The following is a 14,393-nucleotide window of genomic DNA, read 5'->3' as shown; positions in this document are numbered from 1 at the left end:
CGAGAATCCGACATCGACATCGCGCCTGCCGGGCCCGGGCCCGTCCTACTCCGCCTCGGCCAGCGCGGCGGCGAAGGCATCGTGGGCCTCCTCGCCGAAGAGGACGAACCGCACCTCGTCGACGTGCGCGGGGTCGGCGTACGCGCGGACCGTGCGGACCGCGATGCGGGCGGCGTCGTCGAGCGGCCAGCGGTAGACGCCGGTGGAGATCGCGGGGAACGCGACCGTCCGCGCGCCGAGCTCGGCGGCGACGCGCAGCGACTCGCGGTGGCAGGAGGCGAGGAGCTCCGAGCGGTCCTCGGTGGCGGACCAGACCGGGCCGACGGTGTGGATCACGTGTCCGGCGTCCAGGCGGCCCGCGGTCGTGGCGACGGCGCGGCCGGTGGGCAGCCCCTTGCCGAGGTGGGAGGCGCGCAGGCGGCGGCAGTCGGCGAGGATCTCGGGGCCGCCGCGCCGGTGGATGGCGCCGTCGACACCGCCGCCGCCCAGCAGCGAGGAGTTGGCGGCGTTGACGATGGCGTCGGCGTGCTGCCGGGTGATGTCGCCGAGGACCAGGGTGATGGGGACGGTCACCGTTCTCTCCTGAGCGTCTTCCACACGGCCTTCGCCGCGTTGTGCCCGGACATGCCGTGCACACCGGGGCCGGGCGGCGTCGCGGACGAGCAGATGAAGACCGCGGGGTGGTGGGTGGCGTACGGGAAGAGGGTGGGCCCGGGCCGCAGCAGGAGTTGCAGGCCGCTCGCGGCGCCGCAGGCGATGTCGCCGCCCACGTAATTGGCGTTGCCCGCGGCGAGTTCGGGCGGGCCCGCCGTGGCGCGCGCGAGGACGCGGTCGCGGAAGCCGGGGGCGAAGCGCTCCAGCTGTCGTTCGATCGCGTCGGTGAGGTCGCCCCGCCAGCCGTTCGGGACGTGGCCGTAGGCCCAGAAGGTGTGCCGTCCCGCCGGGGCGCGGGAGGGGTCGACGACGCCGGGCTGCACCGTGATCAGGAACGGCGGGTCCGGTGCTCGCCCTTCGCGGGAGGCGGCGCGCAGCGCGGCGCCGATCTCCGCGCTGTCCGCGCCGACGTGCACCGTCCCGGCGCGCCGTGCCTCCTCGGCGGTCCAGGGGACGGGGCCGTCCAGGGCGTAGTCGATCTTGAAGGCGGCGGCCCCGTACCGGTATCCGTCGTAGGCGCGGCCGAGCCCCGCGATCCTGGCGAGGGCGGTCGGCGAGGTGTCGAAGATGTAGGCGCGGGCGGGCGGCAGGTCGTCGAGCCGCTTGACCTCGTAATCCGTGTGGACGGTGCCGCCGAGGTCCTTCAGGTACGCGGTGAGCGCGTCGGAGATGGACTGCGAGCCGCCGCGGGGAACGGGCCAGCCGCGGGCGTGCGCGGCCAGCGCGAAGACCAGGCCGACGCCGCCGGTGATGATGCCGTCGAGCGGCGCCATGACGTGCGCGACGAGGCCGGAGAAGAGGGCGCGGGCGCGCTCGTCGCGGAAGCGCCGCATCAGCCAGGTCGACGGCGGCAGCCCGGCGAGTCCGAAGCGGGCGAGCGTCACGGGGTCCCGCGGCAGCGAGCTCAGCGGCAGGGACATGAAGTCCCGCAGCAGGACGTCCCACTTGGGCAGGAAGGGCTCGACCAGTCTCCGGTACGCTCCCGCGTCGCGCGGCCCGAAGGAGGCCGCGGTCTCGGCGACGGAGCGGGAGAGCACGGCGGCGGTGCCGTCCGGGAACGGGTGGGCCATGGGCAGCGGCGGCTGCAGCCACTCCAGTCCGTACCGGTCGAGGGGCATGGCGCGGAACGCCGGGGAGTTGACGCCCAGCGGGTGGGCGGCCGAGCAGGGGTCGTGGCGGAACCCGGGCAGCGTCAGCTCCTCGGTGCGCGCCCCGCCTCCCACGGTGCTCCTGGCCTCGAAGACGGCCACGGAGAAGCCCCGGCGGGCCAGCTCGACGGCGGCGGTCAGCCCGTTCGGCCCCGCCCCCACGATGACGGCATCAAGCATCGACGGCACCTTCGGACTCCTTCGTCAGCCGATGGCCACTGCCGCCAGGATAGGCCGGGGCATCCGCGCCGTTCCTCGAGCCCCGCTGCAACCGCGCGGCCCGCTCAGGCACCGCCGGCCAGCAGGTCCGCGACGCGCCGGGCCGTGGCGGCGTCGCGGGCGGCGGTGAACGGCAGGGTGTTGCCCCCGCCGATCCGGAACGGCTCGCCGCTCAGCGTCAGGTCGGCGCCGCCGGCCTCGGCCACGAGCAGCAGGCCCGCGGCGTGGTCCCAGGCCAGCTCCCACGAGAAGGCGACGGCGTCCAGCTCTCCCCTGGCGATGGCGAGGTACTCCAGGCCGGCCGAGCCGCACGGGCGGGGGCGCACGCCCTCCACCGCGAGCCCGAGGAGCGCCCGCTTCTGCTCCGGAGTGGTGAAGTCCGGGTGGGAGGTGGCCACTTCGAGGTCGGCGCCGGCCGGGCGCGGTCCGGCGGTCAGCCGCTCGCCGTTGAGCCAGGCGCCCCGGCCGCGTACGGCGACGGCGAACTCGTCCAGCGCGGGCGCGTACGTCCAGGAGGCCTGCACCACACCGTCGACCGCGAGGGCGACGAGCATGCAGAAGCCCGGGTCCCCGTTGACGAACTGCCGCGTGCCGTCGACGGGGTCGACGATCCAGACGGGCGCGGAGCCGCGTATCGCCTCGTACACCGTGGGGTCGGCGTGCACGGCTTCCTCGCCGACGACGACCGAGCCGGGCAGGAGGGCGGCGAGGTCGGCGGTCAGCTGCTCCTCGGCGCGGCGGTCGGCGACGGTCACCATGTCGTGCGGGTCGCTCTTCTGCACGACGTCACCCTCGGCGAGCTGCCGGAAGCGGGGGGTCACCTCCGCGGCGGCGGCCTTGCGGAGGGCCTCTTCGACGTCGCGCACCCCGTGCGTCAGAAAGTCTTCGATCATGCGTCCATGAGAGCACGTTCCACTGACATCCCGTGCGGCCCCGGCCAACGCGGCCTAAACCCCCGGCGAACCCCTGGTGTCACCGGTAACAGCGTCCTCACCTGCACCGGTCCGGGCACTGGGGGGCGAGGCCCGCCCCTCGGGACCGCCCCCTCACCGCCCCACCGCGTACCCCTGCGCCCCGCGGGCGTTCGCCGCCGCCGAGAGGATGCCGCTCCGCGGATCCCGTGCCACCGCGCACAGGCGCCCCTCCGACCACGCGCCGCCGACCACCACGTCGTGTCCCCTGCGCCGCAGCTCCTCCACCACCCCGGGGTCCATCCGCGCTTCCACGGCGAGGCTGCCGGGCGTCATCCGCCGGGGATGGAAGGAGCCGGGGAACGCCTCCGTGTGCCAGTTGGGCGCGTCGATCGCCCCCTGCAGATCGAGTCCGCCGCGCACGGAGTCCCGCAGGACGGCCCCCAGGAAGAAGTGCACCTGCCACTGGTCCTGCTGGTCGCCGCCGGGCGTGCCGAAGGCCATGACCGGCACCCCGTCCTTCAGCGCCAGCGACGGCGTCAGCGTCGTGCGGGGGCGCCGGCCGGGCGTGAGCGAGTTCGGCAGGCCCTCCTCGAGCCACGCCATCTGGAGCCGCGTCCCCAGCGGGAACCCCAGTTCGGGCACGACCGGGTTGGACTGCAGCCAGCCGCCGCTGGGCGTGGCGGACAGCATGTTCCCCCACCGGTCGACGACGTCGAGATGGCAGGTGTCGCCGCGCGTCGCCCCGTCCACGGCCACGGTCGGCTCGCCGGCCCCGGCCGCCGCCCCTGCGCCCGCGTCGAGCCCCTCGGTCCGGCCCGCGGCCACCGCGAGCGCGTGCGCGGAGAGCCTCGGCTCGCGCCCCCCGGGCGCCCCGGGCCGCAGCTCGTACGAGGCCTTCTCGCCGATGAGCCGCCGCCTCCGCTCGTTGTACGCGGCCGAGAGCAGCTCCGCCACCGGCACGTCCCGCGCGCCCCGCTCCCCCGCGTCCCCGTACCAGGCCTCCCGGTCCGCCATGGCCAGTTTGCAGCCCTCCACGAGGAGGTGGACGTAGGCGGCGGACCCGTACCGGGGAAGCTCCGCGGCGGTCGGCGGCAGCAGCGCGAACTGCTGCAGGAACGCGGGGCCCTGGCTCCAGGCGCCCGCCTTGCACAGGGTCCAGCCGTCCCAGTCGTACGTGACGGGGTTCTCGTAGGAGGCCTCCCAGCCGCGCAGATCCCGCGCCGAGAGCGTCCCCACGTGCCGCTCGCCGCTCGTGTCCATGGTCGGCCGTCCGGCCTGCCGCACGAGGGCCTCGGCTATGAACCCGTCGCGCCACACCTCACGCGCGGCCTCGATCTGCGCCACCCGCAGGTCGGTTCCGGCGCCGCTGTGCGCCTCGGCCCGCTCCTCCGCCTCGGCCGTCAGGCGCCGCCAGGTCGCGGCGAGCGCGGGGTTGCGGAACAGCTCTCCGGGACGCGGCGACCGGCCGCCGGGGAGGTAGACCTCCGCCGACGAGGGCCACTCCCGCTCGAAGAGCTCCCGTACCGTCTCCACGGTCTCGCCGACCCGCTCGACGGGGGCGTGGCCGTCCTCCGCGTACCCGATGGCGTACGTGAGGACGTCGGCGAGCGACTTCGTGCCGTGGTCGCGCAGGAGCAGCATCCACGCGTCGAAGGCGCCGGGCACGGCGGCGGCGAGGGGGCCGGTGCCGGGCACCAGTTCAAGGCCGAGGGAGCGGTAGTGGGCCACGGTGGCGCCGGCCGGGGCGCAGCCCTGCCCGCAGAGCACGCGCACCTCGCCGCCCGCGGGGGCGAGGATGATCGGGACCTCGCCGGCGGGCCCGTTCAGGTGCGGCTCGACCACGTGCAGGACGAACCCCGCGGCGACGGCGGCGTCGAAGGCGTTGCCGCCGTCCTCCAGTACGGCCATCGCGGACTGGGAGGCGAGCCAGTGGGTGGACGAGACCATCCCAAAGGTGCCCTGGAGGGTGGGTCGGGTCGTGAACACGAACTTCCACCTCGCTGCTTCTTGGCGCCGTCCCCGAAGTCGGGCGCTCGGGGCGGCCGTTGGGGGCCAACCGGGGAGCCGGTGTCGGAGGTCTCCTTCTCCCGCTCCCCGGAAGGCTATCCACTGCCGTGCGCCCACCCGCCCCACCTGCCCCAGGGGTCACGGGGGTTCGGTGTGGCCGGCCACGGTCAGCCTGCACCGGCCCTCGTCGCAGGAGCGCCGGAGACGGCCCCGCGAGATCGTCTGCATCAGCCCGACCGTCCAGCACATCGGGCAGCCGCGCAGGAAGAGCAGGCCGACCGGGACGAGCACCAGGCCGACCGGTCCGAACACCGGGATGAGCGCGACCGAGCCGGCCAGCGAGCCGAACCCCACCACCCCGCGCGCGATGTGCTCGGCCAGGGACTTGCTCGCGTAGTCGGGACCCTTGGTACCGGCGGCGGTGTCGCGCCGTTTCCCGGTCATCGTTCTCCTCCGGATACTGGTGCGGGGGCGGCCCGCAGCGTCTGCTGGACCGCCGAACGGGCCCGGTGCAGGCGGGACTTCATCGCCGCCGTACTGAGACCCAGCGCGTCGGCGGTCATCCGGCCGCTGTACCCCTGGACGTCCCGCATGATCAGTACGCGGCGCTGGTCGGGAGGGAGCGCGGCGACCGCGGCCGCCACCCTGCCCGCTTCCATGCGCTGGAGGACCTCGTCCTCGGCCGAGGCCACGGGCGACTCCTGAGGCGGCGGCGCGGTGGCGTCCCGCAGCCTGGCCCGCGCGCGCCGGACGCACTCGTTGCGGACGATGCGGAACATCCACGACGCCAGGGCGCCGGAGGCTCGCAGCGTCCCGATCTTGCGGTACAGGATGATCAGGGCCTCCTGCGCCGCGTCCTCCGCGTCCTCCGGCGAGGCGCAGAGCGAGCGGGCGAACCGCCGCACGTTCGGGTGCGAGCCCGACACCAGCGCCGCGATCGAGTCGGGGTCGCCGCTCTGTGCGGCGGCGACCAGTTGTTCGTCCGGCCACACGGAGTTACCCACGCCCGGCTCGCTTCCGCTTGACGACGAGCATGCAGGTGCAGAGCAGTACGAGCCCGACCGCGATGACTGTCCCGGTGACCACGATGACCTCCAAATCCGTGCCGACGTCTGACGGCACGCGTATAAGAGGCACGGGCCACCGAAAAGGATTCAGCCGGAGGCGCGGGGCTCCGCGCAAGGCCGATTCCCCCGGCCGCCCCGGGGGTCCTGTCCGCGCCGGGACCTCAGCGGATGATCTTGACGCCGAAGCGGGTGCCGAGGGCCAGGCCGATGGCAGTGTGGAGGTGGGCGTACATCTCCATGCCGCGGGCGGCGGCCAGCGGGCCGAGGTCGATGACGTCCCGCCAGCCGTAGGAGCGCAGCAACTCCTCGGCGACGGCCTTGGCTCCGGCGTCGTCACCGGCGAGGAGCATGGTGTGGTCGCCGTCGGCGAACTCCTCGGGGCGGGTGACGGTCTCCTGTTCCTGGGTGACGAAGGCCTTGACGACCCTCGCGGCGGGCAGGGCGCGCTGGATCCGCTCGGCCAGGCTGTCGGTGTCCACGGGGTCCAGGCGCGGCATCACGCCCCAGGGGGTGGGCCAGGGCCGTTCGACCTGACCGGGCTGCTGGTAGACGTAGGGGACGGCGTAATCGATGACGACCTTGCCGGCCAGCGCGGCGCTCGGGAGGGCGCCCAGGTTCTGGACGGCGTGGGCGCCGTCGATGCCGTTGATGACCAGCTCCCCCTCGGACGCGGCCTCGGCGAAGGTGTGCAGCGGGATGCCGGTGTGGGTGGCGTGGAAGTCCCGGTAGGGCGGGGTGCCCATCATGTCCGGCTCCGATCTGGCCAGGGTGGCATGCGGGTCGCGGGTGCCGACGACGACCTGGTGGCCGAGGCCGGTCAGGCGGGCGGTGTGGCAGCGGGCTCCGGCGCCGGTGCCCAGGACAGCGATCTTCATGACGGATTCTTTCGTCGTGCCGCAGGGGGGTGGCGGCGGGGGCCGGATGTTCAGGCTGCGGCAAGGGCCGGGGGTTCAGGCCGGCGACGGGCCGGTCCGGCGGGGGCCGTTGACCTTTCGGTCGAGTTCGAGGGTGAGCTTCAGGGCGTCGAGCACGCTGTCCGGGGCGATCCGGTTCTCCGCCGTGCCGTTCAGTACGTCCATGACGTGGCCGATCATCGCCGTGTACTGGTCGGCGGCGGGCAGCTCCAACACGCGGGCGCCGTCGGCGGTGTAGGCGGTGACGGTCCCCGACGGCTTGCCGTCGAAGCCCATCGTGGAGTCAGCGTCCAGCACGCCGTGCTCGAACGTGGCGGTGTAACCGCCCCTGGCGCCCCACGCCTTCGGCATCAGCGAGGAGACCGAACTGCCGGCCTCCGCGCCGTCGTAGCGGAAGGTGGCGTCGACGGCCCCGGAGTCCTCGTCGCGCGCCACGGTGGTCACGGCGAGGTCCCGCGGCAGGCCGAGAGTGCGCGTGATGATGTCCATGTCGCTGTGCATCGCGTCCAGCGGCAGCACCTTCAGTCCGAGGGAGGCGCCCGGCCACAGGTGCGCGGTGAGGTTCCACAGCGTCAACTGCTCCAGCCGCCCGTACGTGTGGTGGCGGACGGCGTCGAACAGGGCCTGGTTGGCCGGGATGAACCGTTCGAACATGTCCACGAACACGTGCTTGTCGCTGCGCGCGGCGGCCTCGGCGACGCGCTCGGCGTCCCGCACGCTGTCGGCCAGCGGCAGCTCGACCAGCACGTGCTTCTCCGCCTGGAGGGCGCGCAGTACGTACGGGGCGTGCAGGCGTGTCGGCAGGCAGATGTCCACCAGGTCGAACGAGCCGTCCTCGAACGCGGCGTCCAGGTCGGTGGAGGCGGCCAGACCGAACTGGCCGGCCGCCTCCTCCGTCTTCCCCGGATCGCGGCCGAACATCACCACCTCCGCGTCGCCACGGGCGGCGTAGACGGCTGCGTGCGCCCGGCCGAAACCGGTTCCCAGCAGTGCGATCTTCATCGTGTGTGCCTCCTTGCGGTGCTGCGTGCGGTCAGTCCAGTGACCTGCCGTTCACGCTAGGGGCCTTTCAGGACATACCGTGTCCGCAAAGTCGGGCAGTCTGGAAGGCATGACCAGCGACCTGCCCGCCCGGATGCTCCGCCTGCTCTCCCTGCTGCAGACCCGCCGCGAATGGTCCGGCGCCGAACTCGCCGAGCGCCTGCGCGTCACCTCCCGCACCGTCCGCCGCGACATCGACCGCCTGCGCGAGCTGGGCTACCCCGTCGAAGGCACCACCGGTCACGCGGGCGGCTACCGGCTCGCCTCCGGCACCGCCATGCCGCCGCTCCTCCTCGACGACGACGAAGCCACCGCCGTCGCCGTCGCGCTGCGCACCGCCGCCGGCCACCTCACCGGCATGGAGGAGACGGCACTGCGCGCCCTGGCCAAACTCGAACAGGTGCTGCCCGCCCGGCTGCGCACTCAGGTCGCCGCCGTGCAGCAGGCCACGGCCGCCATCGACTGGGAGTCCCGGGCCCCGCGCGTCGACCCGGAACTGCTCGCCCTGCTCGCCGTCGCCTGCCGCGACCACGAGAGCGTCACGTTCGGCTACACCGCCCGCGACGGCGCCTTCACCGCCCGCCGCGCCGAGCCCCACCACCTCGTCGCCTCCGGCGGCCTCTGGTACCTCCTCGCCCACGACACCGGCAGGGACGACTGGCGCGTCTACCGCCTCGACCGCATCACCGACCCGGCTCCCACCCGTCACCGCTTCACCCCCCGCCCCGTCCCCGGTGACGACCCGGCCGCCTACGTCGCCGACAAGATCGCCACCGCGCCCACCCGCTACCGCGCCGTCGCCACCGTCCACGCGCCCGCCGCCACCGTCCGCCGCCGCACCCGGGCCCTGGCCCACCGCGTCCGCCCGCTCGACGAGAACAGCTGCACCGTCGACTGCTCGGGCGACCACCTGCCCGCCGTCGCCCAGACCCTCGCCGCACTCGACGCGGAGTACACCCTGGACGCGGGCCCCGAGGTCACCGCCCACCTCCGCCGGACAGCCGAACGCCTGCGCCACGCGCTCGTGAGCGGGCCATGATGGCTCCGTGGCGGCAGAGAACGTGCGGTACACCGAGGACGGCCACTTCATCGTCGTCAAGGGCCGGCGCTGGCGGGCCACCGACCCGCGCGTGCCCGACGACGTGAAGGAGCGGCTGGTCCACCACCTGATGGCCGCCCGCCGTGCCGTCGCCGCCGCGCGCGACGACGAGGCGGCACGGCGCGCCGCCCGCGCCCGCGTACAGCTCGCCAAGACCGGACTGGGCGAACGCGGCACCGCCTGGTGGGAGCAGACCCTCGCCGAGCGGCGCCGACGCTGGGACGACTGCCTGCGCCTCCTCGACCGGGACGAGCCGGCCGACCGCGACGAGCGGACCGCCTGACCGGCCCGGCCCACCGCGGGGCGCGGTCGGGGGTGCCGCGGTTGTGCCCGCCCCGGGGACAGCGGATTCTGTAAGCGATGAACGGGGCTGATGCGGCGCCATGAGCGCATGGAACGCGGAACAGAGTGCTGACTTTCGTGGTCCCCTCGATGTCACCAGGGCGGCCACGGCGATCGTCGACGCCCACGACACGGTCGTCGGCTGGAGCCCCGCGGCGGAGCGGCTCCTCGGCTACGGGCCCCGGGAGACCGTCGGCCGGCCCCTGGCCACGTACCTGTCGTCACCCGAGACCGCGCCGCGCCTGCTCCCCCTCTCCCCCGGGTTCCGGGGCAACGAGATCCGCGTGGCCCGGCACCGGGACGGGCGCGAGCTGATCGTCGCGACCGCGGTCTGCCCGCTCGCCGGTGCCGACGCGCCGCTGCGCGTCGTCGTCGCGACGGAACTGTCCGACCTCCGGCTGTGGGAGGCCCGGCAGTCCCTGCTGCACGGGCTCGCCACGCAGTCACCCGTGGGCCTCGCCATCTATGACACCGATCTGCGCCTGACCTGGTGCAACGCGGCGTACGAGCAGGACATGGGGCGCCCGCTCGCCGAGTTCCGCGGCTCCCGGGCCGACGAGCTGTACTCGGAGGGGAAGTTCGTGACCAAGGGCCACCCGCCCACCCTCGACGCCGTCATGCGTCACGTCCTTGCCACCGGCGAGCCCTTCCTCGACCTGCACTTCCAGGGCAGGCCGCCCAGCGACCCGGAGACGGACCACCTCTGGTCCTGCGCGTACTACCGGCTCCAGGACGCCGACGGGCACGTCTTCGGGGTCTGCGAGGACGCCTTCGACATCTCCGACCGCTACCGGGCCCAGGCCCGGCTCGCCCTGCTGGTGGAGGCGGGCCGCGGCATCGGGACCGCGCTCGACGTGCTGGCCACCGCGGAGAAGATCACCGAGGTGGCCGTGCCGGAGTTCGCCGCCACGGTCACGGTCGACCTCGCGAAGGCCGTCCTGGAGGGCGAGGCTCCGGCCACCAGCGGCGCGGCGGCGATGTCGCTGGTGCGGGTGGCCCGCTGCCCGGCCGATGAGCCCGGCAGGACGGACCCGGGACCGCCGGCCGCCGCCGTCCCGCGCCACCCGCCCGTGGAGTATCCCTCCGGGTCGCCGCAGGACCGCTGCCTCTCCTCGGGCGGGCTCGTACTCGACGACATGACCCTGGTCGTGCCGCTGCGGGCCGGGAACAGCGTGCTGGGTCTTGTCACCTTCCTGCGCGGCCCCACGGCGACCTTCGACAGCGGTGAAGTGGCCCTCGCCGACGAGCTGGTCGCCCGGACGGCCGTGTCCATCGACAACGCGCGCCGCTTCACGCGCGAGCGCACCGCCTCCCTCGCCCTCCAGCGCCAGCTGCTGCCGCAGCAGCTGCCGGAGCAGTCGGCGGTCGACCTCGCCCACCGCTATCTGCCCACGGACGACGTGACGGGGGTCGGCGGCGACTGGTTCGACGTCATCCCGCTCTCCGGCAGCCGGGTCGGACTCGTGGTCGGGGACGTGGTGGGGCACGGTCTGCAGGCGGCCGCGACCATGGGGCGGCTGCGCACGACCGTCCGCGCGTTCGCCCAGATGGACCTGGACCCCGTCGAACTGCTGTCACGGCTCGACGACCTGGTGGCCCAGTCGGCGGAGGAGGACGGGAGCGCGCGGGGGACGCCGCAGAGCGCCTACACCGACGTGACCACCGGGGCGACCTGCCTCTACGCGGTGTACGACCCGGTCTCGCGGCGCTGCGTCATGGCCAGGGCCGGGCATCTGCCGCCGGCCCTCGTCGACCCGGACGGACAAGTGACCTTCCCCGCGCTGCCCGCCGGGCCGCCGCTGGGCCTCGGCGGTCTGCCGTTCGAGTCCCTGGAGGTCGAGCTGCCCGTGGGGAGCCTGCTCGCCCTCTTCACCGACGGGCTCGTCGAGGCCCGTGACCGGGACATCGACCACGGACTCGACACCCTGGGCCGGGTGCTCGGCGACCGGCACGCCTCCCTGGAGGAGCTGTGCGACCGGGCCGTAACGGAGCTCCTGCCCGGCGGTTCGACCGCCGACGACACCGCCCTGCTGCTGGTCCGCACCCGCGCACTCGACGCCTCCAGGGTCGCCGAGTGGGAGCTGCCCGCGGAGCCGGTCGCCGCCGGCCTCGCCCGGGACCTGGCCACCCGGCAGCTGGAGCTCTGGGGCCTCGAAGAGCTGTCGTTCACGACCGAACTGGTCGTCAGCGAGCTGGTGACCAACGCGGTCCGGTACGCGGAGGGCCCGATCGACGTACGCCTCATCCGCGACCGCACCCTGCTGTGCGAGGTCGCCGACACCGGCCACACCTCACCGCACCTGCGCCACAGTGGGGAGGACGACGAGGGCGGGCGCGGCCTGTTCATCGTCGCGCAGCTCGTCCAGCGGTGGGGCACGCGCTACACGCCCTCGGGCAAGACGATCTGGACCGAACAGGCCTTTCCCCGGACGCGGTGAGGCGCCCCTCACGCCGGTCACATCCATCACGCCGGTCACGCCGGTCACGCCGCGAAGAGTGATCCGATCCGGTCCGCCGCCGTCCGCAGTCCCGTCAGCCGCTCCACCCCCGGCGCGTACGCCCCCGCCGCCGTCGACCAGCCGGGTCCCGCGACCAGCACGGCGGGCCGGCTCCTGGCTCCCCGTACGCCCCACTCCGCCTCCGTGACGAGGTGCACAAGCGCGCGGTCGGCGGTGTTCCGCGAGTGCGCCCAGAGCACCACGGCCGAGGGGCCGATGCGCCGCACCGCCTCGTACAGCGCCTCCGCCGGGAGGGCGGCGCCGAACATCCTGGTGGGCAGGGACCGTTCGCCGAGCACCGCGGTGAGCGCCTCCAGCGCGAGGGTGTGCTGTTCGCCGGGGACGCAGGCGAGCAGCACCGGCGCGCGGGGCACCGGCGCGCGCGTCCCCGCGTCGTCCGCGTCGGTGTCCGCGCCGGGGTCCGGGACGCGGCGCAGCACGGAGGAGACGTGCCAGGAGAGCAGGTGCTCGACCTCGACGTACCGCTCGCCGCACGACGCCCATTTGCGGCCGATGGCGTGCAGCGCCGGGGCCATGACCTCTTCCCACCCCGTGGTGAAGCCGTACGCCTGCACCGTGGTCCGCAGCTGTGACTCCACGGCGGGCGCGTCGAGCCGTACCGCCGCCCTGGCGAGGCCGCGGCACTCCTGACGGACGTTGCCGAGGGAGAGGGCGCCGGGGTCGCCGCCCTGCCTCGCCCGCGGCACCTCGGCCCCGGCCTCCCGCAGGGCCAGGCGCGCGGCCTCGCCCGGCGGCACGCCGAGCGCGGTGAGCCGGCACATCTCCTCCACCCGGCCCACGTCCTCGGGGGTCCAGCGGCGGTGTCTGCCCTGCTCCCTGCGGTCCGCGGGCCCGATGCCGTAGCGCCGCTCCCACGAGCGCAGCGTGGTCGGCGCGACGCCCAGTCTGCGGGCGACGGACCCCGTGGTCAGCGCGGGGTCGGTCTCGTTCGGCCGGGAGGGGTCCGGCTGCCCTGTTGCGCCCATCCCGCGACGATACGACGCACAAGCGCTGCAAGTTGTCGTCTCTCGCGGGCTGTCACCAATCTGAGGGCAACTCCGGCCCCTGTACGAGGAGTACACATCATGGTGGCGGTCGACACCGGGACCTTCGCCGGCTTCCGGCACCCCGAGGACCTGCTCGGGGACGATCAGCTCGCGGCGGGCTTCGCCGCCGGTGACGCGCTCTGCCTCGCGGCGGCGTACCGGCGCTGGGGGCGGCTCGTGCAGGGGCTCGCGGGGCGCGCCCTGGGGGACGGGCCGGACGCCGAGGACGTGACGCAGCAGGTGTTCCTCGCCGCCTGGCGCGGCCGGCACGGGTACCGGGCGGGCGCGGGTGACCTGGGCGGCTGGCTGGTGGGCATCGCCCGGCACAAGATCGCCGACGCGCTCGCCGCGCGGGCCAGGCGTGCCGTGGTCGTGGCGGCCGTGGGCGCCCGGCAGGAGACGGCCCACGGCGCCGGGCCACGCGCCGAACACTCCCTGGAGCACGTCATCGACCGGATCCTGGTCCGGCGCGAGCTGGCGAACCTGCCCTCCGCCCAGCGGCTGGTCATCGGCCTCGCGTTCTACGCGGATCTGACGCAGACCCAGATCTCGGAGCGGACGGGGCTGCCGCTCGGCACGGTCAAGAGCCACACCCGGCGCGGGCTGCGGGCCCTGCGGGACGGCCTGAAACCGTCCGCCGGGACCGGGGCCCGTGAACCGTCCCGCCTGACGTCCCCGGCGGCCTGAACCGGCCGGTTCCCGGCCCTACTTGGAGGCAGCGAAATGGACATCTCGGGAACCCGCGTCCTGGTGGTCGGCGCCACCGGGGTCCTCGGCGGTCTCGTGGCCTGCGCCCTGGCCGAACAGGGTGCGCAAGTGGCTCTCGCGGGCCGCAATCCGGTACGTCTGGCCACGCTCGCCCAGGATCTCGGCGACTGCCCCTCCCGGAGCTTCGAGGCGTGCGACCTGGACCAGTGCACCGCCCTCGGCCCGTGGGCGGCCCGCGTGCTGCCGGGGCTCGACGGGGTCGTGGCGACGGTGGGGGCGGCGGGTTTCGGTGCCGTCGAGGAGGTGTCGAACGCGGCGGCCGGCCATCTGCTCACGGTGAACGCACTGTGCCCCATGGCCGTCCTGCGGGGCGCGGCGCCGGTCGTGGCGGACAAGGGGTTCCTGCTGGCGGTCACCGGCCCGCTCGACGCAGGTCCCGTCGCGGGCACCGCGGACTACACCGCTTCCAAGGCGGCGTTGAGCGGCTGGCTCGGTGTGCTCGCCGAGGAGCTCGTGCCGCGGTCGGTGGCGGTCCTCGACTTCCGCGCGCCGCACCTGGACACCGGCTTCACCGACCGGGCGCTCATCGGCCTGCCGCCCGCGCTCCCGCCGGGCGCCGACGCGCTCACGGCAGCCCTCTCTGTGGTGGAAAGGATCACCTCGGCGTGAGAGCGTCCGGCCTCTGGCCTGAAGTGGCCCCAGGGCAGGCCGGGTTGGGCATGCTGGAGGCTGACCC

14 protein-coding genes are annotated in these 14,393 nt (G+C 74.5%); 5 read left to right on the top strand and 9 right to left on the bottom strand.

Annotated features, from left to right (window positions below):
• Positions 1-45: 45 nt before the first annotated feature.
• The 8 genes from ACZ7DY_RS00175 to ACZ7DY_RS00140 form a co-directional block, all read right to left on the bottom strand.
• Entirely contained in the window at positions 46-573 is a 528-nt protein-coding gene (locus ACZ7DY_RS00175; protein ID WP_471127932.1) for an O-acetyl-ADP-ribose deacetylase, read from the bottom strand.
• Complete coding sequence (locus ACZ7DY_RS00170) at positions 570-1,982, bottom strand: phytoene desaturase family protein (protein WP_471127929.1); 1,413 nt, start codon at positions 1,980-1,982, stop codon at positions 570-572. Before ACZ7DY_RS00170 ends, ACZ7DY_RS00175 begins: the two co-directional genes overlap by 4 nt.
• 104 nt (positions 1,983-2,086) lie before the next feature.
• A complete protein-coding gene (locus ACZ7DY_RS00165) occupies positions 2,087-2,914 on the bottom strand; it encodes an inositol monophosphatase family protein (RefSeq protein WP_471127927.1) in 828 nt (275 codons plus the stop codon).
• Between the two features lie 153 nt (positions 2,915-3,067).
• Positions 3,068-4,921 (bottom strand): gamma-glutamyltransferase family protein, encoded by a 1,854-nt coding sequence (locus ACZ7DY_RS00160; RefSeq protein ID WP_471127924.1) that lies wholly within the window; start codon positions 4,919-4,921, stop codon positions 3,068-3,070.
• A gap of 159 nt (positions 4,922-5,080) precedes the next feature.
• Positions 5,081-5,386 carry a hypothetical protein gene (locus ACZ7DY_RS00155; RefSeq protein WP_471127922.1) on the bottom strand — a complete coding sequence of 102 codons (306 nt, stop codon included), beginning with the start codon at positions 5,384-5,386 and terminating at the stop codon, positions 5,081-5,083.
• Positions 5,383-5,946, bottom strand: coding sequence for an RNA polymerase sigma factor (locus tag ACZ7DY_RS00150; RefSeq protein WP_471127920.1), 564 nt, complete (start codon positions 5,944-5,946; stop codon positions 5,383-5,385). Before ACZ7DY_RS00150 ends, ACZ7DY_RS00155 begins: the two co-directional genes overlap by 4 nt.
• A 224-nt stretch (positions 5,947-6,170) precedes the next feature.
• Positions 6,171-6,884, bottom strand: coding sequence for an NADPH-dependent F420 reductase (locus tag ACZ7DY_RS00145; protein ID WP_471127917.1), 714 nt, complete (start codon positions 6,882-6,884; stop codon positions 6,171-6,173).
• Between the two features lie 75 nt (positions 6,885-6,959).
• Positions 6,960-7,925 carry a Gfo/Idh/MocA family protein gene (locus ACZ7DY_RS00140; protein ID WP_471127914.1) on the bottom strand — a complete coding sequence of 322 codons (966 nt, stop codon included), beginning with the start codon at positions 7,923-7,925 and terminating at the stop codon, positions 6,960-6,962.
• A gap of 109 nt (positions 7,926-8,034) precedes the next feature.
• On the opposite strand from ACZ7DY_RS00140, the gene ACZ7DY_RS00135 reads away from it, so the two are divergent.
• The 3 genes from ACZ7DY_RS00135 to ACZ7DY_RS00125 all read left to right on the top strand — a co-directional run bounded on the left by ACZ7DY_RS00135 (position 8,035) and on the right by ACZ7DY_RS00125 (position 11,843).
• Complete coding sequence (locus ACZ7DY_RS00135) at positions 8,035-9,003, top strand: helix-turn-helix transcriptional regulator (RefSeq protein WP_471127912.1); 969 nt, start codon at positions 8,035-8,037, stop codon at positions 9,001-9,003.
• Positions 9,004-9,010: 7 nt separating this feature from the next.
• Positions 9,011-9,346, top strand: coding sequence for a hypothetical protein (locus ACZ7DY_RS00130; protein WP_471127910.1), 336 nt, complete (start codon positions 9,011-9,013; stop codon positions 9,344-9,346).
• Between the two features lie 100 nt (positions 9,347-9,446).
• Positions 9,447-11,843, top strand: coding sequence for a SpoIIE family protein phosphatase (locus ACZ7DY_RS00125; protein ID WP_471127908.1), 2,397 nt, complete (start codon positions 9,447-9,449; stop codon positions 11,841-11,843).
• 44 nt (positions 11,844-11,887) lie between these two features.
• Here ACZ7DY_RS00125 and ACZ7DY_RS00120 read toward each other — a convergent pair whose 3' ends face one another.
• Entirely contained in the window at positions 11,888-12,889 is a 1,002-nt protein-coding gene (locus tag ACZ7DY_RS00120; RefSeq protein ID WP_471127905.1) for a MerR family transcriptional regulator, read from the bottom strand.
• Positions 12,890-12,988: 99 nt separating this feature from the next.
• Here ACZ7DY_RS00120 and ACZ7DY_RS00115 point away from each other — a divergent pair, with 99 nt between their 5' ends.
• Together ACZ7DY_RS00115 and ACZ7DY_RS00110 are read left to right on the top strand one after the other, a co-directional pair.
• A complete protein-coding gene (locus tag ACZ7DY_RS00115; protein WP_471127902.1) occupies positions 12,989-13,636 on the top strand; it encodes an RNA polymerase sigma factor in 648 nt (215 codons plus the stop codon).
• Positions 13,637-13,672: 36 nt separating this feature from the next.
• A complete protein-coding gene (locus tag ACZ7DY_RS00110) occupies positions 13,673-14,326 on the top strand; it encodes an SDR family NAD(P)-dependent oxidoreductase (RefSeq protein WP_471127900.1) in 654 nt (217 codons plus the stop codon).
• Positions 14,327-14,393: the final 67 nt, after the last annotated feature.

It is taken from the genome of Streptomyces sp. NPDC037013 (genome assembly GCF_055607265.1).
This window is presented reverse-complemented; position numbering and strand designations above follow the sequence as displayed.